Genomic DNA, 25,298 nt, shown 5'->3' on the forward strand with positions numbered 1-25,298 from the left:
CATGAAGAAACGAACCAGAGAAAATATTGGACTCGTCTTTGCAAATATCTTTCTTATCCTGCTTTGCTTTGTGGTATTGGTGCCGGTATTGTATGCATTTTCCGTGTCCCTAAATGCGGATAACAGCTTATTGAGTACAAATTTTTCTTTCCTTCCGAAACATTTCACCCTGGCAAATTATAAAGCAGTATTTACGGAAAAACCCATTATGCTGTGGCTGAAAAACAGTCTGATATTAGCAGTAGTAACCCTTGGAATTTCCCTTGGAACAGGAATTCCGGCGGCATATGTTTTCTCCAGAAAGGAATTTCCGGGCAGAAAAGCAATCCTTCGGACACTGATACTGCTCTATGCATTTCCATCCCTGCTTTCCATGACGGCGCTGTATAAGCTGCTGTCACCCATGGGACTGATTAATACCAGAACAGGTCTGATTATTGTATACACGGGAACCATGGCAGTATTTGCCCTGTGGAATATGAAAGGATATTTTGACACGATTCCGGTAGAAATTGAAGAGGCGGCAATGATTGACGGTACAACACCGGTGCAGCTTGTGACGAGAATCGTACTGCCGCTTGCAAAGCCGACCATCGCAGTAACAGCCATGATGGTGCTTATCTATGTATGGAATGAATACATTTTTGCAATTAATTTTATGACAGGTTCCGATACCTATACGTTAGCAGCAGGCTTATATTCCCTGCAGGCAACGGAAATGAGCGGAAGCTGGCCGATATTTGCGGCAGCGTCCATTGTGGTATCGATACCAATTCTGATTGTGTTCTTTGCACTTCAGAAAAATATGACAACCGGACTGACCTCCGGAGGTGTAAAAGGTTAAGAAAGGCTGGACAGAGAATGAACAAAAGTGCAATTTTACATATACCCATGTCACAGTATGCATATGGAACAGACGAAGAGCATGTGACAATCCGGCTCCGTACAGCCAAAGATGATATCAAACGCTGCAGGTTGTATTTCGGAGACCGGGCATGCCGCCTGACACCGGTAATTTTCACGGAAGCAGAAATGCATGTGGTGGCAGGCAGTGAATTATTTGACTATTATGAGGTGAAGCTGGTGCGCCCCTATAAGCGGCTGTGCTATTATTTCAGGCTGGAAAGTGGGACGGAAGAAATCTATTATTACGGAGACTGCTTCAGTGCAAAACTGGTGGATGACCGCTCCGAATATTACCAGCTTCCTTTTAATCACAGAGCAGACATTGTAAGACCGCCGGAGTGGGCGAAGGATGCCGTTATTTACAACATTTTTCCGGACAGCTTTGCTACAGGAAAAACGTATATCAGCGGCAAGCCAACAGAAGCCGCCTTTGAAGGAAATGTGGTAAGAGGAAAGCTGGGAGGCTGTCTTAAGGGCATTACCGAAAATGTGGATTACCTGAAAAACCTTGGCGTCAATGCCATCTACATTAATCCGATATTTGCAGCAGGCGAATATCATAAATATGATTTGCTGGATTATTTTCACATTGACCCATGCTTTGGAACAAATGATGATTTTAAAGAGCTGGTGGACACCTTCCATGCCAACGGAATCCGGGTGATTATTGATGGCGTATTTAACCATTGCGGCTGGCATTTCCCGGCATTTGAGGATGTGGTGCAGAAAGGCGAAGCATCCGATAAAAAGGACTGGTTCTATGGATTGCAATTCCCGGTTATCCGCCCCGAAGACCCGGAGGAGTATCCGAATTACGAGTGCTTCGGTTACGAGCGGATGATGCCAAAGCTTGATACGGCAAACCCGGAAGTAGCAGATTTTATCTGCAAAGTAGGGAGATACTGGGTGGAAGAATTTCACACAGATGGCTGGCGGTTAGATGTGGCAAGTGAGATTAATGATGCATTGTGGCGCAGATTCTACCGGGAGGTAAAAGAAGCCAATCCGGAGGCAATCTTAATTGGTGAAGTCTGGGAGACTGCCAATCACTGGCTGGATGGAACCATATTTGATTCAACGATGAATTATGATTTCCGGAAACACTGTAAACGCTTCTTTGGAGAAGAGAGTATCAGCAGTGCAGCATTTGACAGCCGGGTTACGAATATGCGGATGCGTTACCGGGAACAGACGGTATTTGCACAGTTAAACCTTTTAGACAGCCATGATGTGAGCCGGTTCTATTCCCTTTGCAATGAAAATGAATGGCAGTACCGGCTGGCACTGATTTTCCAGATGACATTTCCGGGTATGCCATCCATTTTCTATGGTGATGAGCTTGGCGTAACTGGAATTGAAGAGGCGGACTATCGGCAGGCAATGCCATGGAAAAAGGCATGCAAAGCAAAAACAATGGAAGAAAAGGGACTCCGGGAAAAATCTGGTGAACAGAATTCGGGCGATACTCTTTTTGACTTTATGCAAAGCCTGATTCGGTTGCGCCTGCATGAAGAACTGCTGCGAAGAGGTGATTTCCGCACGGTTTATACCCAGAAAAAAGGCGGGTTCTATATTTATGAAAGATATAGTGACACAGAACGGATTCGTGTTATGATAAACAGGAATGAAGAACCGATGGACGTTGCAGCATTTCTGGCAGAGTCGGGCAGTGGACAGAGTGAGATTCTGTTGGTGCATGGACTGCTGGGAAGCAAATTAGACGGCTACGGTTATGTAATAATGAAAGGCAGAGTGGAAGAGTGATAGCACGCATTGCATGGTAACAGGATATCGGGCAATAGCATGCAGATATGATGGCGGAAAATTATTTTGGCGCAGAAAGGACAGAAAATGGCGGTTACGATTAAGGATGTGGCAAAGCAGGCGGGAGTGTCTACGGCAACGGTCTCAAAGGTTATGAACGGCTCTTATTCCATTTCTCAGGAGACCATAGACCGGGTGAAAAAGGTCATGCAGGAACTGGATTACCATCCGAACCTCCGCGCGAGAAATTTTGTCACACAGTCTACAAAGACCATTGTCTTTGTGACCTCGCTGGGGAAGAATGCAGGATTTGCCAACCCGCATATGTTTGAAATGGTGTGTGGGATGGAGCATGTCTTAACGGAAAAAGGCTATAGCCTTGTAATAAAGAATATGTCATCTGTAGAAGCGAGGGATTATATCCACAAAGCAGCAGAAGAGAAGGCGGCAGACGGCTATATCATTCATGCGGCTGTTATTTCTAAAGAACTGGATGAAATGATTTTTCAGGAATCCATTCCCCATCTGGTGATTGGCAATCCTAACTTTACCAGCCATTTCTGCTGGATTGATATTGATAACCGCCTGGCGGGTGAACTGGCAGCGAAACATCTGCTGGAGCAGGGCTGCCAGTCCCTTGCATTTATTGGCGGAACGGAAGAGGATAAGATTTCCATGCACCGTCTGGACGGCGTGTTGTCGGTTCTGAATGAGCATGATGTGCTGGTGCCGAAAGATTATGTGCAGCGAGGGGAATCCCAATGTGACAGTGGATATGAGATGACCAAAGAGATTCTTTCCAATAAAGTAAGACCGGATGGCATTATCTGTGCCAACAATTACATTGCCTATGGCTGCGTCAATGCATTACATCATGCCGGAATAGAGATACCTTCGGATATCAGGGTCATTACTTTTGATGATTATCCATTTTCACAGATATTGAAGCCGCAGCTGACCGTAGTAAATATTGATATGTATGACATGGGAATACAGGCGGGAAAATACATCCTCCAGAAAATCAGAAAACCGAATCTGTATGCCCAGTCTTATATTACAATCCCGACATTGATTGTAAGGCAGTCGACCTGATATCGTAGCTGACTGATATCGCTGCAATCAGATACGGCAGTTAATCAGACCCGATGGCCGGTTGGAAATAACAGTTTGCCGGGAAGATAGAAACTACGAAAAAACGCTTAGTCCGAGTACTTTTTTAGTACAAGGTCTAAGCGTGTTTCTTTGATTAAATTCTTAAATCAGGATTTATTTACTACAGGAATTGCGGTACTGTACCGGTGTCATCTCGTATTTCTTTTTAAAGAGGCGGTTGAAATGCTCTACATTCTGATAACCCACGGAGTATGCAATGTTTTCAACAGTCATATTTCCGTTCTTTAAAAGAGTTCTTGCTTTTTTCATGCGGACACCCTGAACCAGTTCAACGAATGTTTGACCGGATTTTTCCTTAATATATTTGGAAATGTACGGCTCAGAGAGGTGGAACTGTTTTGCCATATCCTCTAAGGTGACGGTCTGGTAGTTTGTCTGAATGTAATTCTTCATTTCCATTAAGCGCTTATCCTGAATCTCAACACTGGATTTTATGGAAGGAACCTGATTTACTGCAACAACCAGTGCGCTGATAGAGGATTTGATGATATCGTCGTCGATACCAACACCCCAGTACATCTGACCATAGCAGGTGATTCCTACATAGGACATAGCCTTGGAAGAGGAACCATGGCTCAAAGCGTGTTCTTCGTATATGGACAGCTCATAGCTGATGCCGAAGTACTGTTTGATAATGTTGCTGACAGCATCCAGACGGCCATTTCCGTTGGCGCTTACCAGGCGGTTCTGCCCACCATGAACAATCGCAGCTTCTGCCATAATACCATCCACCTGTTTGAAGTGGCATTCTTCGATCTGGAAGTAAGGCTGGCGTTTTACATACTTATCTTCAAAGATTTCATATACCCACTGTGGAGACAGCTCTTTGTGCTCTTCATCGGAAACATGTTTTACCAGATAGCCGACTTCCTCACGCATTTTCTCTGGCAGAGAAATGCCAAAGTTCTGTTTCAAAATGTAGTTTACGCCACCTTTACCGGACTGGCTGTTGATACGGATAACGTCAGAATCGTAAGTTCTGCCCACATCCATTGGGTCAACCGGAAGATAAGGGACAGACCACTCGTTGAGCTTTTTCTCTTCACGCCATGCCATACCTTTGGCAATGGCATCCTGATGGGAACCGGAGAAAGCGGTAAATACCAGATCACCGGCATATGGCTGACGTTCGTAAACGTGCATTCTGGTAAAATTTTCATATTTCTCACGGATTGCAGGCAGGTTGGAGAAGTTAAGCTTCGGATCAACGCCGTGTGAGAACATGTTCATGGCAAGAGTGATGATATCTACATTACCGGTACGCTCACCATTACCGAAAAGAGTTCCTTCGATACGGTCGGCTCCGGCAAGAATACCAAGCTCTGCGTCACAGACACCGCAGCCACGGTCATTGTGTGGATGCAGGGAAAGTGTTACGGCATCACGATATTTCAAATGCTTGTGAATGTATTCTACCTGAGTGGCAAATACATGCGGCATTGCATTTTCAACAGTGGTTGGAATATTAATGATTGCTTTATTAGAAGCCTTTGGCTGCCATACATCAAGTACTGCGTTGCAGACTTCCACGGCATAGTCCACTTCAGTTCCCGGGAAACTTTCCGGGCTGTATTCAAAGGAGAAGTTTCCTTCGGTCTCAGAAGCCAGTTTATTCAAAAGCTTTGCCCCGTCAATGGCAATCTGTTTTACTTCCTCTTTGCTCTTTTTAAATACCTGCTCACGCTGTGCAACAGAGGTAGAATTGTAAAGATGAATGACTGCGTGCGGAGCACCTTTTACCGCTTCAAAGGTTTTCTTGATGATATGCTCTCTTGCCTGGGTCAGAACCTGGACGGTAACATCGTCCGGAATCATATTGCGGTCGATTAAGGCGCGCATAAAGTTGTATTCTGTCTCGGAAGCAGCAGGGAAACCAACTTCAATTTCTTTGAAACCGATTTTAACCAGCATTTCAAAGAACTGCAGCTTTTCCTCTAAGCTCATCGGCTCAATCAGAGCCTGGTTGCCATCACGTAAATCAACGGAGCACCAGATAGGCGGATTGTCGATATAATCCTTCTTTACCCAGTCATAAGTACATTCAGGCGGCATAAAATATGCACGCTGATATTTTTCGTATCCTTTCATATTGAACCTCCAAAAAAATATTCTGATTATGTTGCAGCGTAACCTGCGTAAAAAAAATCTTCCGTCTCTATCATTCGAAGATGAATCATAGAGACGAAAGAAAACCTTCGCGGTACCACTCTGTTTCATGTTGTTACATGCACTCATTAGCACTATCATGCTATTCCCGGGTAACGGTGGGAGTCCGTCGCGACCTACTATAGGGTTCAGCCGGCAGCTTCAAGGCGAGTTCACTGTATTCCTTCTGCCGTCTTGCATCAACCGGCGGCTTTCTGAGAGAATTCCTGACAGTTACTATTCCTTTTCATAGCCTTTTTCAAATGTCTTTGGTAATACTAACACAAAAAAGTACATTTGTGTATGATTAAATTTAATCACTTATATTGATATATTTTAATAAGGAATCTGACCACTCTTGCTATATTTATTCCAAGCACCCTGATACTGGAAAGTTGCCACAATAGCATAAATTGCTGCCACAAGAATCAGCCATCCGCCAAACTCTCCCGACGAAAGGAATACGAAAATGGTATTAATGACGCCATAGACACAAAGTAAAATGGAGCATACACGGCTCTGCGCAAGATGAATAGCAAGTCCGAGTCCGAGCATAATTGCAGCATCAATCAGTGAGGTATAATTATGTAAAAAAGCAATAAGAAGCAGATTAATTCCTACACATATATAAATGATAACAGAAGAAGCAATAATATTTCCTCTGTATTTCTTGCAGAGTGGAGAATGATAGAAATCGTGTTTACTCATTCCCTGTGGAACCTGATTCGGTGCAGCGTATGGATTGCCATAAGGATATTGCTGAGCATTGTTAAACTGAGGCTGTCCATTATAAGGGTTCTGCTGAGCATTGTTAAACTGAGGCTGTCCATTATAAGGGTTCTGCTGAGCATTGTTAAACTGAGGCTGTCCATTATAAGGGTTCTGCTGAGCGTTATTAAATTGGGGCTGTCCATTATAAGGATTTGGCTGTCCGTTGTATGGACGCTGGTTTGGCATTGGAGCCGGTGCACCGCAGTTCGGGCAGGTTCTAAAGTTATCTGGATATTGTGTTCCGCATGATTGACATTGCATAAAATGTCTCCCCCTTTTGTATTCATTATATTATATAAGGTAATGCAGATGTATTGTATTCAGGTCGTTGACAGAAAGATATGATTTGATTCACCAAAATGTAAATACATAATAAGAGCTGCCAGAAGCACTTGAATTTCGTCTGATAACAGGCAACGCTGGTACATGGATGTACCGGCGAGCCGCAGATGAGCATGGATGCGAATTTGCGGCGGTTGCCAGATAAAACAGAAGATAAATCGAAATTCGTAGTGCTCTTTGCAGCTCTTATGTAGTATTCAGTTTTGGTGAATGAAATCATCTTTCTCTCAAAAACCTTAAAAATATCATCGAATCACCTATATCATATCATTCTATCTGTTTTCCTGATATCTGTAAACAATAAAATAAGAAGAAATCCCCATCTGCCTTACACGCTGGCATCAATATGAGCTGCTTTTTTGCGTAGCCCGGAAAGATGGATATTAATTTCGCGTCGTACAGACTGAGCAGTGACAGGTTCTTCACCAGACTTATCGTCATGCTCTGCTTTGACCAAATTGGCAGTGTGCTTATCTGAGCCATCATCCGCTGCACCCACAGACTCTTCGGCAGAATCTGAACCGGAAGAGATTTCTGCATTATCGGTAGAATCGGATGTCGTTGCATCGGTTGAATCGGCAGAACTTTTGTCCTTATCGGCTGGACTTACATCTTCGTAAGGCTCTTTGTCCGGTTTTGTCTGATATTCCGGCGTCTTGGTATAATCATTGTGTTCTTTTTCAATGGCATAGGTACGCTTTAAAATCTGCTCTAACATAGCCTTTTTCTTGGCTTTTGGAATGTGGGGGTCATTGGAAACCGTCTTAACCTCAGACATAAACTGCCCCATTTTATAGAGTTTTAGCTTCTCAACGTCCTTTTTGGTACGGCAGTTTTGAAGCTGTTTACGGTAAGCTGCCACTTCTTCCTTTAGCTTTTCATGTTCTTTTAGGGCATCCGGATTGACTTTTTCTAAATACTGTTCTTCCTCCGGAGTTAATTCCTGACCGGAATCTAATTTTGCCTGAAGCTCCTGCTGGAAATTACTTTCATGCATCTGGGAAATCTGTTCCTGATAATGCTGTAACAGGCGTTCCTCCCGGGTCAGCTCCTGGTTCCGTTCTTTTTTGGTGGGACGCTGCGGAAGTCCTTGTTCCTTTTTCCGTTGGGAAAGAACCACAAGTGAATTTTCGAGTTTGAGATTCATATCTTTTCCTCCTTGAAAAGTTCTGTGAAAATCCATTTTCACATATGCCGTTTATGAGAATCTACTATATAAATAATATCGGCAAAATAAAATAAGACTTTACAACAAAACAAACAATTGCTATTCTAAATATTAAGTAATTTAAGAGGAGGACATTTTATGTTTAACAGTAACGTGCTGTGGATTCTTGCAGCATTTGTGGTATATATGGGTGTGATGATTGCCATAGGTGCGAAATATATGAAAAGTACAAAGAATTCAGAAGATTATTTTCTTGGAGGAAGAGGCTTAAGCGGCTGGGTGGCAGCATTAAGTGCACAGGCATCTGATATGAGCGGATGGCTTCTGATGGGACTTCCGGGTGCGGTATATGCATTTGGAACCGGTCAGGCATGGATTGCTATTGGACTGTTTATTGGAACGGTCTGCAACTGGATATTTATTTCCGGAAGACTGCGCAGATATACCATCCGTGCCAATAACTCCCTGACTTTACCGGAGTATTTCCAGAATCGTTTCCATGATAAGAAGAATGTGTTGTTGTGTATTTCTTCTATAGTAATAGTCGTATTCTTCCTGGTATATACTGCATCTGCATTTGCAGCAGGCGGAAAATTGTTCCATGCAGTAACCGGTGTTGATTATACCGTAGCTTTAACCATCGGTGCAGTTGTTATTTTACTGTATACCTTCATGGGAGGTTTTATGGCAGTATGTGTAACAGACTTTATCCAGGGAATGCTGATGCTGGTTGCGCTTCTTGCAGTGCCTCTGATGGCATATGCGGTGGTAAGTGGCAATGGCGGATTAAGAGAACTTTTAGATGCCAGCGGAGTAGCGGGAGGAAGCGATTCCTATATGAGCCTCTGGCAGAATGGTGGAGAGCCATATCGTGCCATCGATATTATTTCGCAGCTCGCATGGGGATTGGGATATTGCGGAATGCCTCATATCCTGACTAGATTTATGGCGGTAAAGAGCCAGAAAGAATTAAAGAAATCCAAAGGTATTGCAATTGTCTGGGTAGCATTATCCTTAACCTTTGCCTGCATCATCGGTGTGGTTGGAAGAGCGTACCTGTATCCGGAAGTGCTTGGAAGCGCCGGGGCAGATTCTGCGGAAAATGTATTCATTAATATGATTACACATTTGTTTACGAAGCAGTATGCATTGCCGTTTGTTGCAGGAATCTTCCTGTGCGGAATCCTTGCAGCAATTATGTCTACTGCAGATTCACAGCTTTTAGTAACCGCATCTTCCGTATCAGAAGATATATACAAAGGTGTAGTAAATAAAGAAGCAAGTGATAAAAAGGTCCTTATGGTCAGCCGTATTACCGTAGTGGTAGTTGCGATTATTGCTTATATCATTGCACTGAATCCGAACAACTCCATCATGGGACTGGTATCCAATGCATGGGCAGGCTTTGGCGCCGCATTTGGACCACTGGTAGTATTATCCCTGTTCTGGAAGCGTACGAACAAACCGGGAGCAATTGCAGGAATTATATCCGGCGGTCTGACAGTTATCATCTGGGATTATATTCCTTTGATGAAAAACGCAGACGGTGCCATGGTAACACTTGGAACCGGAACCGGAATCTATTCCCTTCTGGTAGGATTCTTCTTAAGTTTAATCTGTATCGTAATTGTGAGTCTTTGCACCAAAGCACCAAGCGAGGAAATGCAGAAAGAATTTGCAGATGTTGCTGACAAGAGCATAGAATTATAATAGAAAAGAAAAGCTGTTTATTTGCAATGGCAAAAGGATGCCGGCAAGTAAACAGCTTTTTATAATGAAAAAACAAGGCAGAAGTGAAAAATACCGTAAAAAAGATAGGAAATGGATTGTACACAAAAAAATACAATTTTTCTAAAAAAAGTATTGCAAAAGCGTAACCTGTCGTGTATACTAATCCTTGCTGTGACATTGATAGCGTAGAAGCGTGAGGTTGCTGCCCACTGTGGCAGGTTTTCCGTGGAGCGAATGTCAAGTTAGGAAACTGGCGACAAGTCACTGTATCACGAATATGGTCTACAGAGGTAGAAACAACGTGTGTAAAGCTTATGACACACACGGAGAAGTGTACAGTCACCGCTTGTCGTACTGAATTAAAGTGCGAAAAGGAGGCGACTTTTTTTATGGCAAGTCAAGTAATGAGAATCACATTGAAAGCTTATGATCACGAATTAGTAGATTCATCAGCAAAAAAAATCATCGAGACTGTAAAGAAAAACGGATCACAGGTGAGCGGACCGGTGCCGCTGCCAACTAAGAAAGAGGTAGTTACCATTCTTAGAGCAGTACACAAGTACAAAGATTCCAGAGAACAGTTCGAGCAGAGAACTCATAAGAGACTGATTGATATCATTGCTCCGACACAGAAAACAGTTGATGCATTATCAAGATTAGAAATGCCGGCTGGTGTCTACATCGATATCAAAATGAAATAAAGTCAAAACAAGTAGTAAATCCTGAGGGGCCGCAAGGCTTTCTAGGATGAACGGGAAACCGTTCCGCTGTAGAAAAAACAGGAGGAAAGATAATGAAGAAAGCAATTTTAGCAACAAAAGTCGGAATGACTCAAATCTTCAATGCAGACGGCGTATTAGTGCCGGTAACTGTATTACAGGCTGGTCCTTGTGTAGTAACACAGATTAAAACTGTTGAAAACGACGGATACAGTGCAGTACAGGTTGGTTTTGTTGACAAGAAAGAAAAAGTTGTAAACAAAGATGCCAACGGTAAGAAAGAAATCAGAAACAGACATGGCGTAAACAAAGCTGAAATGGGACATTTCAAAAAAGCTGGTGTGTCTGGAAAGAGATTTGTAAGAGAGTTCAAGCTTGAAAATGCAGCTGATTATAATCTTGCAGATGAAATCAAAGCAGATATCTTTGCAGAAGGCGATCATGTAGACGCAACTGCAATTTCTAAAGGTAAAGGATTCCAGGGCGCTATTAAGAGACTTGGTCAGCATAGAGGACCTATGGCTCACGGTTCTAAATTCCATCGTCATCAGGGTTCCAATGGTTCCTGTTCTACACCTAGCCGTGTATTCAAGGGCAAAGGAATGCCAGGACATATGGGAAGCGTTAAGATTACAACTCAGAACCTTGAAGTTGTAAGAGTAGACGCAGAGAACAACCTGCTTTTAATCAAAGGTGCTGTTCCAGGACCTAAGAAAGCTTTAGTAACAATCAAAGAATCAGTAAAAGCAGCAAAATAGTGCATTTAAGAAAGGAGGAACACACAGATGGCTAAAGTATCTGTTTATAATATGGAAGGCAAAGAAGTTGGCAATATGGACTTAAACGATGCTGTATTCGGTGTAGAAATTAACGAACATCTGGTACACATGGCAGTAGTTCAGCAGTTAGCTAACAATCGTCAGGGAACTCAGAAAGCTAAGACACGTTCTGAAGTATCCGGTGGCGGAAGAAAACCTTGGAGACAGAAAGGAACTGGTCATGCAAGACAGGGTTCAACAAGATCTCCACAGTGGACTGGCGGTGGTACAGTATTCGCTCCAGTACCAAGAGACTATTCTTTCAAATTAAACAAGAAAGAAAAGAGAGCAGCTTTAAAATCTGTTTTAACATCTAAAGTTCAGGAGAATAAATTCATCGTTGTTGATGAGCTGAAATTAGACGAAATCAAAACAAAGAAATTCGCAGAGGTTATGAACAATCTGAAAGCAGACAAAGCATTAGTTATTTTAGGCGATATGGATACAAACGTAATCAAATCCGCTGCAAACATTGCAACTGTTAAGACAACACAGACCAGCGAAATGAACGTATTTGATGTATTGAAATATGACACAGTAGTAGCAACAAAGGCTGCTGTTGAAAAAATCGAGGAGGTGTATGCATAATGGCAAACGTACAGTATTATGATGTAATCCTCAAACCAGTAGTAACTGAGAAGAGTATGGCAGCTATGGGAGAAAAGAAATATACTTTCTTAGTACATCCGGAAGCTAACAAAACCATGATCAAAGAAGCAGTTGAGAAAATGTTCGAAGGCGCTAAGGTTGCCAAGGTTAACACAATGAACCAGGAAGGCAAGAACAAAAGACGTGGTGCTGTAGTTGGAAAAACTGCGAAAACAAAGAAAGCTATCGTTCAGTTAACAGAAGATAGTGCAGATATCGAGATTTTCTCCGGACTGTAAAATCCGGGAAACTCAGCTAGGCACAGAAAAGTGCGATAATAAACTTATTTATTGAAAGGAGAAAAACAATGGGAATTAAGACATACAACCCATATACACCTTCCAGAAGAAATATGACTGGATCTGATTTCTCTGAAATCACAAAGAAGACTCCTGAGAAATCCCTTACAACTTCTTTAAAGAAGAACTCCGGTCGTAACAATCAGGGTAAAATCACAGTAAGACACCAGGGTGGTGGAAACAGAAGAAAATACAGAATCATCGACTTCAAGAGAAGAAAAGATGGTATCCCGGCAACTGTAATCGGAATCGAGTACGATCCAAACAGAACAGCTAACATCGCTTTAATCAGTTATGCAGATGGCGAGAAAGCATATATCCTTGCTCCAGAAGGATTAACAGACGGAATGACTGTTATGAACGGAGCAGAAGCAGAAGTAAGAGTTGGAAACTGCTTACCACTGGAGAACATCCCGGTAGGTACCCAGGTACACAACATTGAGTTATACGCTGGCAAGGGCGGACAGTTAGTACGTTCTGCAGGTAACAGCGCACAGTTGATGGCTAAAGAAGGAAAATACGCAACACTTCGTCTTCCTTCAGGAGAAATGAGAATGGTTCCTCTGAACTGCCGTGCATCCATTGGTGTAATCGGTAACGGTGACCACAACCTTGTAAATATCGGTAAAGCAGGACGTAAACGTCACATGGGTATCCGCCCGACAGTCCGCGGTTCTGTTATGAACCCGAATGACCATCCACATGGTGGTGGAGAAGGTAAGGCACCAGTTGGACGTCCAGGTCCATGTACACCTTGGGGCAAACCTGCTCTTGGACTTAAGACACGTAAGAAGAAAAAAGCTTCTAACAAGTTAATCGTAAGAAGAAGAGACGGCAGAGCTATTAAATAGTAGATAGGAGGAAATAAAATGGCAAGATCACTTAAAAAAGGACCATTTGCAGACGAAAGCTTACTGAAAAAAGTAGATGCTATGAACGCAGCAAATGATAAATCAGTTATCAAGACATGGTCACGTCGTTCCACAATTTTCCCATCCTTCGTTGGACATACAATTGCTGTTCATGACGGAAGAAAACATGTTCCTGTATATGTCACAGAGGATATGGTTGGACACAAACTCGGTGAGTTCGTAGCAACAAGAACTTACAGAGGCCATGGAAAAGACGAGAAGAAATCAGGCGTTAGATAAATAGAATTTTGAAAGGAGGTTTCACTCATGGCAAAAGGACATAGAAGTCAGATTAAGAGAGAAAGAAATGCAGTAAAAGATACTAGACCTTCCGCAAAGTTGTCTTATGCAAGAATGTCAGTTCAGAAAGCTTGTTTCGTATTAGATGCTATCCGCGGTAAAGATGTTGAGACAGCACTTGCGATTGTAACTTACAATCCAAGATACGCATCAAGCGTAATAGAGAAGTTATTAAAATCTGCTATTGCAAATGCAGAGAACAATAACGGAATGAGCACAGAAAACCTTTATGTTGAGGAGTGCTACGCAAACAAAGGACCAACAATGAAGAGAATCAGACCAAGAGCACAGGGTAGAGCTTACAGAATCGAGAAGAGAACAAGCCACTTAACAATTGTGCTGAATGAAAGATAGGAGGGCAAACATGGGACAGAAGGTTAATCCTCATGGCTTAAGAGTCGGCGTTATCAAAGACTGGGATTCCAAATGGTACGCAGAATCTGATTTTGCTGATTTCTTAGTAGAAGACTATAACATCAGAACATTTCTGAAAAAGAAATTATATGCTGCAGGTGTTTCTAAGATTGAAATCGAAAGAGCATCCGACAGAGTAAAGGTTATCCTTTACACAGCTAAGCCGGGCGTTGTAATCGGTAAAGGCGGAGCTGAAATCGAGAAAGTAAAAGCTGAATTACAGAAATTTACAGACAAGAAACTTGTTGTAGATATCAAAGAAGTAAAGAGACCAGACAAAGATGCTCAGTTAGTAGCTGAGAACATTGCACTTCAGTTAGAGAACCGTGTTTCCTTCCGTAGAGCGATGAAATCCTGCATGGGAAGATGTATGAAAGCTGGAGCAAAGGGTATTAAGGCATCCGTATCCGGACGTCTTGGCGGAGCTGATATGGCTCGTACCGAGTTCTATTCAGAAGGAACTATTCCACTTCAGACATTAAGAGCAGATATCGAGTATGGATTTGCTGAAGCAGACACCACATACGGTAAAGTCGGTGTTAAAGTTTGGATTTATAAAGGAGAAGTACTTCCTACAAAAGGAAATAAGGAAGGAGGAGTTCAGTAATGTTAATGCCTAAGAGAGTAAAACATCGTAAACAGTTCCGTGGTTCTATGGCCGGAAAAGCGATGAGAGGAAATAAAATTACAAATGGTTCCTACGGTATCGTAGCACTTGAACCATGCTGGATTCGTTCCAATCAGATTGAGGCAGCCCGTATTGCTATGACAAGATATATCAAGCGTGGTGGCCGTGTCTGGATTAAAATTTTCCCAGACAAACCAGTAACTGCAAAACCAGCAGAAACCCGTATGGGTTCCGGAAAAGGAACTTTAGAGTACTGGGTAGCTGTAGTAAAACCAGGACGTGTATTATTTGAAATCTCTGATGTATCTGATGAGGTTGCAAAAGAGGCATTACGTCTTGCTACACACAAATTACCTTGTAAATGCAAAGTGGTTTCTCGTGCAGACTTAGAAGGCGGTGAATCAAATGAAAACTAGTAAATATTTAGAAGAATTAAACACACAGTCCGCTGCTGATTTAAAAATGCAGTTGGTTGAAGCTAAAAAAGAACTTTTCAATTTGAGATTCCAGAACGCAACAAATCAGCTGGATAACACGAGCAGAATCAAAGAAGTTAGAAAGAATATTGCCAGAATCCAGACCGTTATTACTCAGAAAGAAAAAGTTGCTGAATAATTTCAAAAGAATCATACCTGCTTAAGCAGGCAAACAGGCAATCATAAATGAAAGGAGATTCGTCGTGGAAGAAAGAAATCTTAGAAAAACACGTGTAGGCGTTGTTGTAAGTGATAAAATGGATAAGACCATTGTTGTTGCTGTTAAAGATAACGTAAGACATGCATTATATAACAAGATCGTAAAGAAGACATACAAATTAAAAGCTCATGATGAGAACAACGAGTGTAAAATCGGTGATACCGTCAGAGTAATGGAAACAAGACCACTCTCTAAAGATAAGAGATGGAGACTTGTAGAGATTATGGAAAGAGCAAAATAATAGAAGGAGGCTACCGGCATGGTACAACAGGAAACCAGACTTAAGGTTGCTGATAACACTGGAGCAAAAGAATTGCTGTGCATCCGTGTTATGGGCGGTTCAACCAGAAGATATGCAAATATTGGTGATGTAATTACAGCTACTGTTAAAGATGCAACACCAGGCGGCGTTGTTAAAAAAGGTGACGTTGTAAAGGCAGTCGTTGTTCGTACAGTAAAAGGTGCTCGTCGTAAAGATGGCTCTTATATCAAATTCGATGAAAACGCTGCAGTTATTATCAAAGATGATAAAACCCCAAGAGGAACTCGTATTTTTGGACCAGTAGCAAGAGAGCTTCGTGAAAAACAGTTTATGAAAATTGTTTCTCTGGCTCCGGAAGTATTGTAGGAGGTACCCGAAAATGGCAAGCTTGAAAATTAAAAAAGGTGATACTGTAAAGGTAATCGCTGGAAAAGACAAAGACAAAGAAGGCAAAGTAATTGCTGTAAATAAGAAAAACAATACTTTACTTGTTGAAGGTATCAATATGGTAACAAAACATGCAAAACCAAGCATGGCTAACCAGCAGGGTGGAATCATCCATCAGGAAGGACCTATTGATGCTTCTAACGTAATGTATCTTCACAAAGGAAAAGCTACCCGTGTAGGTTTCAAAATGGATGGAGATAAGAAAGTACGTTATGCAAAATCTACAGGTGATGTAATCGATTAATCGTAAGAGAGGAGGAGCAGCAAGTTGAGTAGACTTAAAGATCAGTACCAGAACGAGATCATTGATGCAATGACCAAAAAGTTCGGCTATAAAAACATTATGGAAGTACCAAAGCTTTCTAAGATTGTTATCAACATGGGTGTTGGTGAAGCAAAAGAAAACGCTAAAATCTTAGAGTCAGCTATGAAAGATATGGAAACAATTTCCGGTCAGAAACCAGTTACTACAAAGGCAAAGAATTCCATCGCTAACTTCAAGTTAAGAGAAGGAATGCCGATCGGATGTAAAGTTACTTTAAGAGGCGAGAAGATGTATGAGTTCGTAGACCGTCTGGTAAACTTAGCTTTACCACGAGTACGTGACTTCAGAGGAGTTAATCCGAACGCTTTCGACGGTAGAGGTAACTACGCTCTTGGTATCAAAGAGCAGATCATTTTCCCTGAAATTGAATTCGATAAGGTTGATAAAGTAAGAGGAATGGATATTATTTTCGTAACAACTGCAAAGACAGACGAAGAAGCACGCGAATTATTGACATTATTCAATATGCCATTCGCTAAATAAGACAGGAGGGAATTTAAATGGCAAAGACTTCTATGAAAGTAAAACAGCAGCGTAAACAGAAATTCTCTTCTAGAGAATACAATCGTTGCAGAATCTGTGGTCGTCCACATGCATATTTAAGAAAATATGGAATCTGTAGAGTTTGCTTCCGTGAACTGGCTTACAAAGGTCAGATTCCGGGTGTAAAGAAAGCAAGCTGGTAGGCTGTAAAGCCATTCTCTTAAATTGAGTGAGACCGAAGCCCTTGTGGTGTAGGTCGAACTTGACGGAGAACATCTACAACAAAGAAAGAGAAGAATAATAGGAGGCAGACACATCATGACAATGACAAGTGATCCAATTGCAGATATGCTTACAAGAATCCGTAATGCAAACACTGCAAAACATGATACAGTTGATATCCCGGCTTCTAAAATCAAAGTGGCAATCGCAGACATTTTAGTAAGAGAAGGATACATTGCAAAATATGACATCATTGAAGATGGAATCTTTAAGACCATTCGTGTAACCTTAAAATATGGTGCAGATAAGAATGAAAAGATTATTACCGGACTGAAGAGAATTTCTAAACCAGGACTTCGTGTATACGCTGGTAAAGATAATCTTCCTAAGGTACTTGGTGGACTTGGAATCGCAATTCTTTCCACAAACCAGGGAATCATCACTGACAAAGAGGCTAGAAAGCTTCAGGTTGGTGGCGAAGTATTAGCATTTGTTTGGTAGGCATTGAACACTTGATGAAATCGAGCCGCAGGCGAAGATTGAGGCTAGTGTGAAAGCCGTTCTGTGAGATTACTGAGCGCAAGCCCTTTGGGGTGCAGCGCGAAGTTAGCGAGCAGAACTACCTTAAGAGTATATTCTTAAGGCATAGCGCAGGTAACAATAAACCACAAATTATACAGGAGGTACGGGCATGTCACGAATTGGAAGAATGCCAATCGCAATTCCAGCAGGTGTTACTGTGGAATTAGCAGAAAATAATCAGGTGACTGTAAAGGGTCCAAAAGGAACATTAAGCAGAGTATTACCATCCGAGATGGAAATCAAAGTAGAAGGTTCTGAAGTAACCGTTACAAGACCAAATGATTTGAAGAAAATGAAATCCTTACACGGATTAACAAGAACACTGATTCACAACATGGTTGTTGGTGTAACAGATGGATTTACCAAAGAACTTGAAGTAAATGGTGTAGGTTACAGAGCATCTAAAGCAGGAAAGAAACTTACATTAAACCTTGGATATTCTCATCCGGTAGAGATGGAAGATCCAGAAGGATTAGAGTCTACAGTAGATGGTAACAAGATTATCATCAAAGGTATCGATAAAGAAAAAGTTGGCCAGTACGCAGCTGAAATCAGAGATAAGAGAAGACCTGAACCTTACAAAGGAAAAGGTATCAAATATGCTGATGAAGTTATTAGACGTAAAGTTGGTAAAACTGGTAAGAAATAATTAAAGGAGTGACGAGAGATGGTTAATAAAGAATCAAGAACAGCAGCTCGTGAAAATAAACATAGAAGACTGCGTAATCGCCTGGCTGGAACAGCAGAGAGACCACGTTTAGCTGTGTTTAGAAGTAATAATCATATGTACGCTCAGATTATTGACGATACAGTTGGCAATACCCTCGTAGCAGCATCTACAATGGATAAAGATGTAAAAGCAGCTTGCGAGAAGACTAATAACGTTGATGCAGCAGCACAGGTTGGTACTGCAATTGCAAAGAAAGCATTAGAAAAAGGTATTACAACAGTTGTCTTTGATAGAGGCGGTTTCATATATTCCGGAAAAGTAAAAGCATTAGCTGACGCAGCAAGAGAAGCTGGATTAGAATTCTAATAAGGAGGAAAACAGTACATGAAACGTACAATTATTGATGCTAGTCAATTAGAATTAACAGAAAAAGTGGTATCAATCAAGCGCGTTACGAAAGTTGTAAAAGGTGGACGTAACATGCGTTTCACAGCTCTTGTTGTTGTTGGTGACGGCAATGGTCATGTGGGCGCAGGACTTGGAAAAGCAACTGAAATTCCTGAAGCAATCCGCAAAGGAAAAGAAGATGCTATGAAAAAACTTATCACTGTAAAATTAGATGAGAACAATAGTATTACTCATGATATCAGCGGAAAACATACTGGTGCATCTGTTTTATTAAAGAGAGCTCCAGAAGGTACCGGTGTTATCGCAGGCGGTCCGGCTCGTAACGTATGTGAGCTGGCAGGAATCGAGAATATTCGTACAAAATCTCTTGGTTCCAATAATAAGCAGAACGTAGTACTTGCTACTATCGATGCTTTAAGCAAACTGAAATCCCCGGAAGAAGTTGCAAAACTTCGTGGATTATCTGTAGAAGAAGTAGTAGGTTAAGGAGGAATAAGAAATGGCAAATTTAAAAATTACACTCGTAAAATCTACTATCGGTGCAGTGCCAAAGAATAAAAAGACAGTAGAAGCATTAGGTCTTAAGAAAATTGGCGCATCAGTTGAACGTCCGGATAACAAAGCTGTTAGAGGAATGATTCAGCAGGTAAGACATTTAGTGAAAGTAGAAGAAATCTAATTATAGAGATAAGGAGGTGCCAGAAATGGATTTATCCAATTTACAGCCGGCATTAGGTTCTAAGCATAGTGATAATTTCAGAAGAGGCCGTGGTCACGGTTCAGGAAACGGTAAGACCGCTGGTAAAGGACACAAGGGACAGAAAGCTCGTTCCGGAGCTCCAAGACCAGGCTTTGAAGGTGGCCAGATGCCTTTATACAGAAGATTACCGAAGAGAGGTTTCAAATGTATTAATTCCAAGACTATCGTTGGAATCAATGTATCTGCTCTTGAAGTATTTGACAACGATGCAGTAGTATCTGTTGAAACTTTACTGGAAAAAGGTATCGTAAAGAATCCAAGAGATGGAGTTAAGATCCTTGGAAACGGCGAACTTACTAAGAAGCTCACAGTTCAGGCTAATGCATTCAGCGCAAGCGCAAAAGAAAAAATCGAGGCTCTTGGTGGAAAAGCTGAGGTGATCTAATGTTTGATACAGTTCGTAACGCATTTAAAGTAAAAGATATTAGAAATAGAATTTTATTTACCTTTTTTATGCTGATTATCATCCGAATCGGTTCACAGTTACCGATTCCGGGTGTTGACCGGAATGTGTTTGCAGACTGGTTTGCTAATCAGAGTAGTGATGCGTTTAACTTTTTCGATGCAGTAACAGGCGGTTCATTCTTACAGATGTCCGTCTTTGCATTGAATATCACACCATATATCACATCTTCCATCATCATGCAGCTGTTGACGATTGCAATTCCAAAACTGGAAGAGATGCAGCGTGACGGCGAAGAAGGAAGAAAGAAAATTGCAGAGATTACACGTTATGTGACTGTTGCTCTGGCTTTAATCGAAGCAATTGCAATGGCAATCGGATTCTCCAGAAGCGGTTATCTGACCGATAAAGGATGGCTTACGGTTCTTCAGGTAATTGTAACCTTGACAGCAGGTTCTGCAGTACTTATGTGGATTGGTGAGAGAATTACGGAAAAGGGTGTTGGAAACGGTATTTCTATCGTACTTGTAATCAACATTATTTCACGAATTCCTAGCGATTTTGGAACACTGTATGAGCAGTTTGTAAAAGGAAAGATTCCTGCAAAAGCAGTTCTTGCAGTAGTAATTATCGCAGCAATCATTTTAGTAACCGTTGTCTTTGTCGTTGTCCTTCAGGCAGCTCAGAGAAAGATTCCGGTACAATATTCGAAGAAAATTCAGGGAAGAAAACAGGTAGGCGGTCAGTCTACGCATATTCCTCTGAAAGTAAATACCGGTGGAGTTATCCCGGTTATCTTCGCACAGTCTTTAATGCAGTTCCCGGTTGTTATTGCGTCTCTCTTAGGAAAGGGCAATGGAACAGGAATTGGCAGTAAGATTTTAAAGGGATTATCCCAGTCTAACTGGTGCAACCCACAGGAGCCAATCTACAGCATTGGTTTGGCTGTATATCTTGTATTGATTATTGCATTTGCATACTTCTATACATCCATTACATTCAATCCGCTGGAGATTGCGAACAACATGAAGAGACAGGGTGGATTTATCCCGGGTATCAGACCTGGAAAACCAACCAGCGATTATCTGAATCGGATTTTAAATTACATTGTCTTTATCGGTGCGGCAGGCTTATCCATTGTTGCAGTTATTCCAATCTTCTTCAATGGAGTATTTAAAGCAAACGTATCTTTCGGTGGAACATCTATCATCATTATCGTAGGTGTTGTTATCGAGACAATTAAACAGATCGAATCCCAGATGTTAGTTCGTTACTATAAAGGATTTTTGAATGACTAATGTGTACCAGAAGGGGGTGCTGCAAATGCAGCGTCTCCTGTGGTGCACTAAAGTTGTTTATAGAAGAAAAAGCAGATTAGCTTGCAAAGAAGAAGGTAAACAGGAGGTTTTCTTTATATGAAAATTATTATGTTAGGAGCGCCGGGTGCTGGTAAAGGTACACAGGCAAAACAGATTGCAGATAAATATTCTATTCCACACATCTCAACAGGAGATATTTTCCGTGCAAATATCAAAAACGGAACAGAATTAGGCAAGAAAGCAAAACAGTATATGGACCAGGGAGCTTTAGTTCCGGATGAATTAACCTGTGATCTGGTAATGGACAGAATACAGCAGGATGACTGCAAGAACGGCTTCGTACTGGACGGTTTTCCAAGAACCATTCCTCAGGCAGAAGCATTGGATGCAGCACTTGGTAAAATAAACGAGAAGATGGACTATGCAATTGATGTAGATGTTCCAGACGAAAATATCGTAAATCGTATGAGCGGCAGAAGAGCCTGCTTAAATTGTGGAGCAACCTATCATCTTATTTCCATTCCACCAAAGGTAGAAGGAATCTGTGACCGTTGTGGCAGCGAAATCGTATTACGTGAAGATGATAAGCCAGAGACAGTTCAGAAGAGATTAAAAGTATATCATGAGCAAACACAGCCATTGATTGATTATTATAAGAATCAGGGCATTTTAAAATCTGTAGACGGAACACAGCCGATGGATGAAGTATTCAAAGCCATCGTTACAATCTTAGGAGCGTAAATAATGTCGGTTACGATTAAATCAGCAGAAGAAATAGAGCTGATGCGTCAGGCAGGAAAGTATCTTGCTAAAGTACATCAGGAACTGGAACGTGCAATCAAACCTGGAATCAGCACATGGGAGATTGATAAAATCGGAGAAGAGACCATCCGCAGCCTTGGCTGCGAACCGAATTTCCTGAATTATCAGGGCTATCCGGCATCCGTCTGTGTATCGGTCAACGACGAAGTTGTTCATGGAATTCCAAGAAAAGACCATATTATTAAGGAAGGCGATATCGTAAGCCTTGATACCGGTCTTATCTATAAGGGATATCATTCCGATGCGGCAAGAACCCATGGAGTTGGTGAAATCAGTAAAGAGGCTGCTCTTTTAATAGAAAGAACCCGGGAAAGCTTTTTCCAGGGAATGCAGTATGCAAGAGCCGGAAGAAGGCTTTATGAAATCTCAGGAGCAATCGGAGATTATGCAGAAAGCTACGGCTACGGAGTTGTATATGATCTGGTAGGGCATGGCATTGGAACCCACCTTCATGAGGAACCGGAGATTCCGAATTTCCGTCAGTGGAGAAGAGGACTGAAGCTGAAGGCAGGAATGACATTGGCAGTTGAGCCGATGATAAATGCCGGAAGCCCGGATGTGGAATGGATGGATGATGAATGGACAGTAGTAACCTACGATGGTTCCTTATCTGCACATTATGAAAACACCATTTTGATTACAGAAGGAAGACCGGAAATCCTTACATTGACAGAGGAGGAAAGAGAATGTATCTGGCAAGAGTAAAGGCAGGTCACGACCGGAATCAGTACTATGTAGTGCAGTCACAGGATGAAAAATTCGTCTATCTTGTAAATGGAACCACAAGAACCTGTGACCGGCCGAGAAAGAAAAGCTACAAACATGTACAGCTTGTAAAAAAGCTTCCGCAGGAAGTCTTAGAAGCAGTAAATAAACCGGGGCTTACAGAAAATGCAAAAGCAGCAAAGCTGATTAAGGCTTATGAGCAATATATATTAACCAGAAAAGATTGATTTAGCAGGAGGAAAGAAAATGTCAAAGGCAGATGTAATTGAAGTAGAAGGAACAATTTTGGAAAAGCTTCCAAACGCAATGTTTCAGGTGCAGCTTGAGAATGGCCATCAGGTACTGGCGCATATCAGCGGCAAATTAAGAATGAATTTCATTCGTATCTTACCAGGTGATAAGGTTACGATTGAGATGTCTCCATATGATCTGACAAAGGGCAGAATTATCTGGAGAGATAAATAAGGAGAAAATTCGAGAAAAGTAGTTGATTTTTCGGATTCTCTATGCTAAAATGCTAAATGGACGCTTTTGTGAAAACAAGGGCATATTATGCTGTTTAGCAGAAAGAAAAGAGAAATACCCATGGAAACAGGTTTTCCGGGGCGCAGGCAAGTAGAAAGGAGGATTATGCTGTGAAGGTAAGATCATCAGTTAAACCTATTTGCGAGAAGTGCAAAGTTATCAAAAGAAAGGGAAGCATCAGAATCATCTGTGAAAACCCTAAGCACAAACAGAGACAGGGTTAATTTCCGCTTTGTTTGAAAAATTATGTGCGGCTGCAGCGCATGAGAATGTGCTGTTCATAATATAACGCGAACGCGCGTGGTCTGTTGCGCAGTCCTTACATACCGAGAGGATGCAGCAGATTGTGGCTGGGATTGCTAAGCAATCATTACTATAGGAAGAAAAAGGTGTATGCACACATTTCAGGGCGGGAAACCGCAGCTGCATGGGTCTTTGGAATTCCTTACTATTAACAAAGAAATCTATATGGAGGTGTAAACACACATGGCTCGTATTGCAGGTGTAGATTTACCAAGAGAAAAACGTGTTGAGATTGGTTTGACTTATATCTATGGAATCGGCAGAGTTAGTGCTGACCGTATCCTTGCTGAGGCAAACGTTAATCCTGATACCCGTTGCAGAGACTTAACTGACGACGAGGTAAAAAGAATTAGTGCAGTAATCGATGAGACTCAGGTTGTAGAAGGTGACTTAAGACGTCAGACAGCTCTTGATATCAAGAGATTACAGGAAATCGGATGCTATCGTGGAATCCGTCATAGAAAAGGACTTCCGGTTCGTGGTCAGAAAACAAAGACCAATGCAAGAACAAGAAAAGGTCCTAAGAGAACTGTTGCAAACAAGAAAAAATAATTCTTGGCAACTTTATAATTTTAAATTTAAGAAAGTAGGTTAGTTTAGATATGGCTAAAGTTACAAAAAAAGTGACAAAAAAGCGTGTAAGAAAAAACGTTGAACATGGACAGGCACATATTCAGGCATCCTTCAATAACACCATCGTTACATTAACAGATGCTGAAGGTAATGCATTATCATGGGCAAGTGCCGGTGGTCTTGGATTTAGAGGTTCAAAGAAATCTACTCCATATGCTGCACAGATGGCAGCAGAAACTGCTACAAAAGCAGCTCTTATACATGGATTAAAAACAGTTGATGTTATGGTTAAAGGACCAGGATCAGGAAGAGAAGCAGCAATCCGTGCCCTTCAGGCAGCCGGACTTGAAGTTCTTTCTATTCGTGACGTAACTCCAGTTCCTCATAATGGATGTCGTCCACCAAAACGTCGTAGAGTATAATTAGGAGGGATATCTAAAATGGCAGTAAATAAAGTTCCTGTTCTGAAAAGATGCAGATCTCTTGGTTTAGAGCCAAGTTATTTGGGATATGATAAAAAATCTAACAGAGAATTAAAGAGAGCGAACAAGAAGGTATCTGAGTATGGCCTTCAGCTTCGCGAAAAACAGAAAGCAAAATTCATTTACGGAGTATTAGAGAAACCATTCCGTAACTATTATGATAAAGCAGACCAGATGAAAGGTATGACAGGTACAAACCTGATGACTATCTTAGAGAGCCGTCTTGATAATGTTATCTTCCGTCTTGGATTTGCAAGAACCAGAAGAGAAGCAAGACAGATCGTTGACCACAAATTCGTTACAGTTAACGGAAAGTTAGTTAACATTCCTTCTTACCTGGTAAAAGCTGGCGATGTAATCGAAATCAAAGAGAGCCGTAAAAATTCCCAGAGAATGAAAGATGTCGTAGAAGTAGCTGGCGGCAGATTAGTTCCGGAATGGCTTGATGTTGATGCAGAGAAAATGCAGGGAACCGTAAAAGAGTTACCTTCCAGAGAAATGATTGATGTACCAGTAGACGAGATGCTTATCGTCGAGTTGTATTCTAAATAAT

The 25,298-nt window shown here is 41.6% G+C and carries 37 protein-coding genes and 1 other annotated feature; of the genes, 34 read left to right on the forward strand and 3 right to left on the reverse strand.

Features of this window, described 5'->3' with window-relative positions:
* The first annotated feature begins 1 nt into the window (after window position 1).
* The 3 genes from DWX96_RS05555 to DWX96_RS05565 all read left to right on the forward strand — a co-directional run bounded on the left by DWX96_RS05555 (window position 2) and on the right by DWX96_RS05565 (window position 3,762).
* Complete coding sequence (locus DWX96_RS05555) at window positions 2–844, forward strand: sugar ABC transporter permease (protein WP_117698341.1); 843 nt, start codon at window positions 2–4, stop codon at window positions 842–844.
* 17 nt (window positions 845–861) lie between these two features.
* Window positions 862–2,670, forward strand: a complete 1,809-nt coding sequence (locus DWX96_RS05560) for a glycoside hydrolase family 13 protein (RefSeq protein ID WP_118056975.1) — start codon at window positions 862–864, stop codon at window positions 2,668–2,670.
* A 66-nt stretch (window positions 2,671–2,736) separates the two neighbouring features.
* A complete protein-coding gene (locus DWX96_RS05565) occupies window positions 2,737–3,762 on the forward strand; it encodes a LacI family DNA-binding transcriptional regulator (protein ID WP_117947381.1) in 1,026 nt (341 codons plus the stop codon).
* 174 nt (window positions 3,763–3,936) lie between these two features.
* Here the strand turns inward: DWX96_RS05565 and DWX96_RS05570 are convergent, their stop codons facing one another.
* From DWX96_RS05570 to DWX96_RS05580, 3 genes are all read right to left on the reverse strand, one after another.
* Window positions 3,937–5,931 (reverse strand): 2-isopropylmalate synthase, encoded by a 1,995-nt coding sequence (locus tag DWX96_RS05570; RefSeq protein ID WP_118056976.1) that lies wholly within the window; start codon window positions 5,929–5,931, stop codon window positions 3,937–3,939.
* A gap of 86 nt (window positions 5,932–6,017) precedes the next feature.
* Window positions 6,018–6,248 (reverse strand) — a binding site (T-box leader).
* A 76-nt stretch (window positions 6,249–6,324) separates the two neighbouring features.
* Window positions 6,325–7,020, reverse strand: coding sequence for a zinc ribbon domain-containing protein (locus tag DWX96_RS05575; RefSeq protein ID WP_118056977.1), 696 nt, complete (start codon window positions 7,018–7,020; stop codon window positions 6,325–6,327).
* Between the two features lie 409 nt (window positions 7,021–7,429).
* The gene (locus DWX96_RS05580) at window positions 7,430–8,248 is read right to left on the reverse strand and encodes a hypothetical protein (RefSeq protein ID WP_118056978.1); all 819 of its coding nucleotides are present in this window, start codon (window positions 8,246–8,248) and stop codon (window positions 7,430–7,432) included.
* 159 nt (window positions 8,249–8,407) lie between these two features.
* Here DWX96_RS05580 and putP point away from each other — a divergent pair, with 159 nt between their 5' ends.
* The 31 genes from putP (at window position 8,408) to rpsD (ending at window position 25,297) form a co-directional block, all read left to right on the forward strand.
* A complete protein-coding gene (putP, locus tag DWX96_RS05585) occupies window positions 8,408–9,979 on the forward strand; it encodes a sodium/proline symporter PutP (RefSeq protein WP_118056979.1) in 1,572 nt (523 codons plus the stop codon).
* A 410-nt stretch (window positions 9,980–10,389) separates the two neighbouring features.
* The gene (gene rpsJ / locus DWX96_RS05590; protein ID WP_117698348.1) at window positions 10,390–10,701 is read left to right on the forward strand and encodes a 30S ribosomal protein S10; all 312 of its coding nucleotides are present in this window, start codon (window positions 10,390–10,392) and stop codon (window positions 10,699–10,701) included.
* A gap of 92 nt (window positions 10,702–10,793) precedes the next feature.
* Window positions 10,794–11,477: a 50S ribosomal protein L3 gene (gene rplC, locus DWX96_RS05595; protein ID WP_022242791.1), complete on the forward strand. Its 684-nt coding sequence runs from the start codon at window positions 10,794–10,796 to the stop codon at window positions 11,475–11,477.
* 27 nt (window positions 11,478–11,504) lie between these two features.
* Entirely contained in the window at window positions 11,505–12,125 is a 621-nt protein-coding gene (gene rplD, locus DWX96_RS05600) for a 50S ribosomal protein L4 (RefSeq protein WP_022242790.1), read from the forward strand.
* Complete coding sequence (rplW, locus tag DWX96_RS05605) at window positions 12,125–12,424, forward strand: 50S ribosomal protein L23 (RefSeq protein ID WP_022242789.1); 300 nt, start codon at window positions 12,125–12,127, stop codon at window positions 12,422–12,424. The genes rplD and rplW overlap by 1 nt, the downstream gene beginning before the upstream one ends.
* A 68-nt stretch (window positions 12,425–12,492) precedes the next feature.
* A complete protein-coding gene (gene rplB, locus DWX96_RS05610; protein WP_022242788.1) occupies window positions 12,493–13,335 on the forward strand; it encodes a 50S ribosomal protein L2 in 843 nt (280 codons plus the stop codon).
* Window positions 13,336–13,353: 18 nt separating this feature from the next.
* Window positions 13,354–13,635 (forward strand): 30S ribosomal protein S19, encoded by a 282-nt coding sequence (gene rpsS, locus DWX96_RS05615; protein WP_022242787.1) that lies wholly within the window; start codon window positions 13,354–13,356, stop codon window positions 13,633–13,635.
* 27 nt (window positions 13,636–13,662) lie between these two features.
* Window positions 13,663–14,049, forward strand: a complete 387-nt coding sequence (gene rplV, locus DWX96_RS05620) for a 50S ribosomal protein L22 (RefSeq protein WP_022242786.1) — start codon at window positions 13,663–13,665, stop codon at window positions 14,047–14,049.
* 10 nt (window positions 14,050–14,059) lie between these two features.
* Window positions 14,060–14,716 carry a 30S ribosomal protein S3 gene (rpsC, locus tag DWX96_RS05625; protein WP_117698349.1) on the forward strand — a complete coding sequence of 219 codons (657 nt, stop codon included), beginning with the start codon at window positions 14,060–14,062 and terminating at the stop codon, window positions 14,714–14,716.
* On the forward strand, window positions 14,716–15,153 hold the full coding sequence (rplP, locus tag DWX96_RS05630; protein WP_022242784.1) for a 50S ribosomal protein L16: 438 nt from the start codon (window positions 14,716–14,718) through the stop codon (window positions 15,151–15,153). Before rpsC ends, rplP begins: the two co-directional genes overlap by 1 nt.
* Window positions 15,143–15,352, forward strand: coding sequence for a 50S ribosomal protein L29 (gene rpmC / locus DWX96_RS05635; protein ID WP_022242783.1), 210 nt, complete (start codon window positions 15,143–15,145; stop codon window positions 15,350–15,352). The genes rplP and rpmC overlap by 11 nt, the downstream gene beginning before the upstream one ends.
* A gap of 64 nt (window positions 15,353–15,416) precedes the next feature.
* Complete coding sequence (gene rpsQ / locus DWX96_RS05640) at window positions 15,417–15,674, forward strand: 30S ribosomal protein S17 (RefSeq protein ID WP_022242782.1); 258 nt, start codon at window positions 15,417–15,419, stop codon at window positions 15,672–15,674.
* 18 nt (window positions 15,675–15,692) lie between these two features.
* The gene (gene rplN / locus DWX96_RS05645) at window positions 15,693–16,061 is read left to right on the forward strand and encodes a 50S ribosomal protein L14 (RefSeq protein ID WP_022242781.1); all 369 of its coding nucleotides are present in this window, start codon (window positions 15,693–15,695) and stop codon (window positions 16,059–16,061) included.
* A gap of 13 nt (window positions 16,062–16,074) precedes the next feature.
* Window positions 16,075–16,386, forward strand: a complete 312-nt coding sequence (gene rplX / locus DWX96_RS05650; protein WP_022242780.1) for a 50S ribosomal protein L24 — start codon at window positions 16,075–16,077, stop codon at window positions 16,384–16,386.
* Window positions 16,387–16,410: 24 nt separating this feature from the next.
* Window positions 16,411–16,950, forward strand: coding sequence for a 50S ribosomal protein L5 (rplE, locus tag DWX96_RS05655; RefSeq protein ID WP_022242779.1), 540 nt, complete (start codon window positions 16,411–16,413; stop codon window positions 16,948–16,950).
* A gap of 17 nt (window positions 16,951–16,967) precedes the next feature.
* Entirely contained in the window at window positions 16,968–17,153 is a 186-nt protein-coding gene (locus tag DWX96_RS05660) for a type Z 30S ribosomal protein S14 (protein ID WP_022242778.1), read from the forward strand.
* A gap of 115 nt (window positions 17,154–17,268) precedes the next feature.
* Window positions 17,269–17,673, forward strand: coding sequence for a 30S ribosomal protein S8 (gene rpsH / locus DWX96_RS05665; RefSeq protein ID WP_117698350.1), 405 nt, complete (start codon window positions 17,269–17,271; stop codon window positions 17,671–17,673).
* A gap of 190 nt (window positions 17,674–17,863) precedes the next feature.
* The gene (gene rplF / locus DWX96_RS05670; protein ID WP_022242776.1) at window positions 17,864–18,403 is read left to right on the forward strand and encodes a 50S ribosomal protein L6; all 540 of its coding nucleotides are present in this window, start codon (window positions 17,864–17,866) and stop codon (window positions 18,401–18,403) included.
* 18 nt (window positions 18,404–18,421) lie between these two features.
* Entirely contained in the window at window positions 18,422–18,790 is a 369-nt protein-coding gene (gene rplR / locus DWX96_RS05675; RefSeq protein ID WP_117698351.1) for a 50S ribosomal protein L18, read from the forward strand.
* Between the two features lie 18 nt (window positions 18,791–18,808).
* Entirely contained in the window at window positions 18,809–19,318 is a 510-nt protein-coding gene (gene rpsE, locus DWX96_RS05680; protein ID WP_022242774.1) for a 30S ribosomal protein S5, read from the forward strand.
* A gap of 13 nt (window positions 19,319–19,331) precedes the next feature.
* A complete protein-coding gene (gene rpmD, locus DWX96_RS05685) occupies window positions 19,332–19,511 on the forward strand; it encodes a 50S ribosomal protein L30 (RefSeq protein WP_022242773.1) in 180 nt (59 codons plus the stop codon).
* 25 nt (window positions 19,512–19,536) lie between these two features.
* Entirely contained in the window at window positions 19,537–19,977 is a 441-nt protein-coding gene (rplO, locus tag DWX96_RS05690; protein WP_022242772.1) for a 50S ribosomal protein L15, read from the forward strand.
* Complete coding sequence (gene secY / locus DWX96_RS05695) at window positions 19,977–21,293, forward strand: preprotein translocase subunit SecY (protein ID WP_117698352.1); 1,317 nt, start codon at window positions 19,977–19,979, stop codon at window positions 21,291–21,293. Before rplO ends, secY begins: the two co-directional genes overlap by 1 nt.
* 117 nt (window positions 21,294–21,410) lie before the next feature.
* Entirely contained in the window at window positions 21,411–22,055 is a 645-nt protein-coding gene (locus DWX96_RS05700; RefSeq protein ID WP_022242770.1) for an adenylate kinase, read from the forward strand.
* A 3-nt stretch (window positions 22,056–22,058) separates the two neighbouring features.
* A complete protein-coding gene (gene map, locus DWX96_RS05705) occupies window positions 22,059–22,841 on the forward strand; it encodes a type I methionyl aminopeptidase (RefSeq protein WP_022242769.1) in 783 nt (260 codons plus the stop codon).
* On the forward strand, window positions 22,823–23,089 hold the full coding sequence (locus DWX96_RS05710) for a KOW domain-containing RNA-binding protein (protein WP_022242768.1): 267 nt from the start codon (window positions 22,823–22,825) through the stop codon (window positions 23,087–23,089). Before map ends, DWX96_RS05710 begins: the two co-directional genes overlap by 19 nt.
* Window positions 23,090–23,108: 19 nt before the next feature.
* The gene (gene infA, locus DWX96_RS05715) at window positions 23,109–23,327 is read left to right on the forward strand and encodes a translation initiation factor IF-1 (RefSeq protein ID WP_022242767.1); all 219 of its coding nucleotides are present in this window, start codon (window positions 23,109–23,111) and stop codon (window positions 23,325–23,327) included.
* A 170-nt stretch (window positions 23,328–23,497) separates the two neighbouring features.
* Window positions 23,498–23,611, forward strand: a complete 114-nt coding sequence (rpmJ, locus tag DWX96_RS05720) for a 50S ribosomal protein L36 (RefSeq protein ID WP_003022746.1) — start codon at window positions 23,498–23,500, stop codon at window positions 23,609–23,611.
* A 262-nt stretch (window positions 23,612–23,873) separates the two neighbouring features.
* Window positions 23,874–24,242: a 30S ribosomal protein S13 gene (gene rpsM / locus DWX96_RS05725; RefSeq protein WP_022242766.1), complete on the forward strand. Its 369-nt coding sequence runs from the start codon at window positions 23,874–23,876 to the stop codon at window positions 24,240–24,242.
* Between the two features lie 50 nt (window positions 24,243–24,292).
* A complete protein-coding gene (rpsK, locus tag DWX96_RS05730; protein ID WP_022242765.1) occupies window positions 24,293–24,685 on the forward strand; it encodes a 30S ribosomal protein S11 in 393 nt (130 codons plus the stop codon).
* Window positions 24,686–24,703: 18 nt separating this feature from the next.
* On the forward strand, window positions 24,704–25,297 hold the full coding sequence (gene rpsD / locus DWX96_RS05735) for a 30S ribosomal protein S4 (protein ID WP_022242764.1): 594 nt from the start codon (window positions 24,704–24,706) through the stop codon (window positions 25,295–25,297).
* Window position 25,298 lies beyond the last annotated feature (1 nt).

The organism is Roseburia sp. AF22-2LB (genome assembly GCF_003461125.1).
Lineage (GTDB): Bacteria > Bacillota > Clostridia > Lachnospirales > Lachnospiraceae > Roseburia_C > Roseburia_C amylophila.

Coding starts and splice junctions, on each gene's coding strand:
- rplW (WP_022242789.1), top strand. CDS start 12,125: ATGGCAAACGTACAGTATTATGATGTAATCCTCAAACCAGTAGTAACT.
- DWX96_RS05660 (WP_022242778.1), top strand. CDS start 16,968: ATGGCAAAGACTTCTATGAAAGTAAAACAGCAGCGTAAACAGAAATTC.
- DWX96_RS05580 (WP_118056978.1), bottom strand. CDS start 8,248: ATGAATCTCAAACTCGAAAATTCACTTGTGGTTCTTTCCCAACGGAAA.
- DWX96_RS05575 (WP_118056977.1), bottom strand. CDS start 7,020: ATGCAATGTCAATCATGCGGAACACAATATCCAGATAACTTTAGAACC.
- rplF (WP_022242776.1), top strand. CDS start 17,864: ATGTCACGAATTGGAAGAATGCCAATCGCAATTCCAGCAGGTGTTACT.
- rplO (WP_022242772.1), top strand. CDS start 19,537: ATGGATTTATCCAATTTACAGCCGGCATTAGGTTCTAAGCATAGTGAT.
- rpsH (WP_117698350.1), top strand. CDS start 17,269: ATGACAATGACAAGTGATCCAATTGCAGATATGCTTACAAGAATCCGT.
- rplR (WP_117698351.1), top strand. CDS start 18,422: ATGGTTAATAAAGAATCAAGAACAGCAGCTCGTGAAAATAAACATAGA.
- DWX96_RS05710 (WP_022242768.1), top strand. CDS start 22,823: ATGTATCTGGCAAGAGTAAAGGCAGGTCACGACCGGAATCAGTACTAT.
- rpsC (WP_117698349.1), top strand. CDS start 14,060: ATGGGACAGAAGGTTAATCCTCATGGCTTAAGAGTCGGCGTTATCAAA.
- map (WP_022242769.1), top strand. CDS start 22,059: ATGTCGGTTACGATTAAATCAGCAGAAGAAATAGAGCTGATGCGTCAG.
- DWX96_RS05560 (WP_118056975.1), top strand. CDS start 862: ATGAACAAAAGTGCAATTTTACATATACCCATGTCACAGTATGCATAT.
- rplC (WP_022242791.1), top strand. CDS start 10,794: ATGAAGAAAGCAATTTTAGCAACAAAAGTCGGAATGACTCAAATCTTC.
- rpsS (WP_022242787.1), top strand. CDS start 13,354: ATGGCAAGATCACTTAAAAAAGGACCATTTGCAGACGAAAGCTTACTG.
- rpsK (WP_022242765.1), top strand. CDS start 24,293: ATGGCTAAAGTTACAAAAAAAGTGACAAAAAAGCGTGTAAGAAAAAAC.
- putP (WP_118056979.1), top strand. CDS start 8,408: ATGTTTAACAGTAACGTGCTGTGGATTCTTGCAGCATTTGTGGTATAT.
- rpmC (WP_022242783.1), top strand. CDS start 15,143: ATGAAAACTAGTAAATATTTAGAAGAATTAAACACACAGTCCGCTGCT.
- DWX96_RS05570 (WP_118056976.1), bottom strand. CDS start 5,931: ATGAAAGGATACGAAAAATATCAGCGTGCATATTTTATGCCGCCTGAA.
- secY (WP_117698352.1), top strand. CDS start 19,977: ATGTTTGATACAGTTCGTAACGCATTTAAAGTAAAAGATATTAGAAAT.
- rplD (WP_022242790.1), top strand. CDS start 11,505: ATGGCTAAAGTATCTGTTTATAATATGGAAGGCAAAGAAGTTGGCAAT.
- DWX96_RS05700 (WP_022242770.1), top strand. CDS start 21,411: ATGAAAATTATTATGTTAGGAGCGCCGGGTGCTGGTAAAGGTACACAG.
- rpmD (WP_022242773.1), top strand. CDS start 19,332: ATGGCAAATTTAAAAATTACACTCGTAAAATCTACTATCGGTGCAGTG.
- DWX96_RS05555 (WP_117698341.1), top strand. CDS start 2: ATGAAGAAACGAACCAGAGAAAATATTGGACTCGTCTTTGCAAATATC.
- rplB (WP_022242788.1), top strand. CDS start 12,493: ATGGGAATTAAGACATACAACCCATATACACCTTCCAGAAGAAATATG.
- rpsD (WP_022242764.1), top strand. CDS start 24,704: ATGGCAGTAAATAAAGTTCCTGTTCTGAAAAGATGCAGATCTCTTGGT.
- rpsJ (WP_117698348.1), top strand. CDS start 10,390: ATGGCAAGTCAAGTAATGAGAATCACATTGAAAGCTTATGATCACGAA.
- rplX (WP_022242780.1), top strand. CDS start 16,075: ATGGCAAGCTTGAAAATTAAAAAAGGTGATACTGTAAAGGTAATCGCT.
- rplN (WP_022242781.1), top strand. CDS start 15,693: ATGGTACAACAGGAAACCAGACTTAAGGTTGCTGATAACACTGGAGCA.
- rpsM (WP_022242766.1), top strand. CDS start 23,874: ATGGCTCGTATTGCAGGTGTAGATTTACCAAGAGAAAAACGTGTTGAG.
- rpsE (WP_022242774.1), top strand. CDS start 18,809: ATGAAACGTACAATTATTGATGCTAGTCAATTAGAATTAACAGAAAAA.
- infA (WP_022242767.1), top strand. CDS start 23,109: ATGTCAAAGGCAGATGTAATTGAAGTAGAAGGAACAATTTTGGAAAAG.
- rplP (WP_022242784.1), top strand. CDS start 14,716: ATGTTAATGCCTAAGAGAGTAAAACATCGTAAACAGTTCCGTGGTTCT.
- rplV (WP_022242786.1), top strand. CDS start 13,663: ATGGCAAAAGGACATAGAAGTCAGATTAAGAGAGAAAGAAATGCAGTA.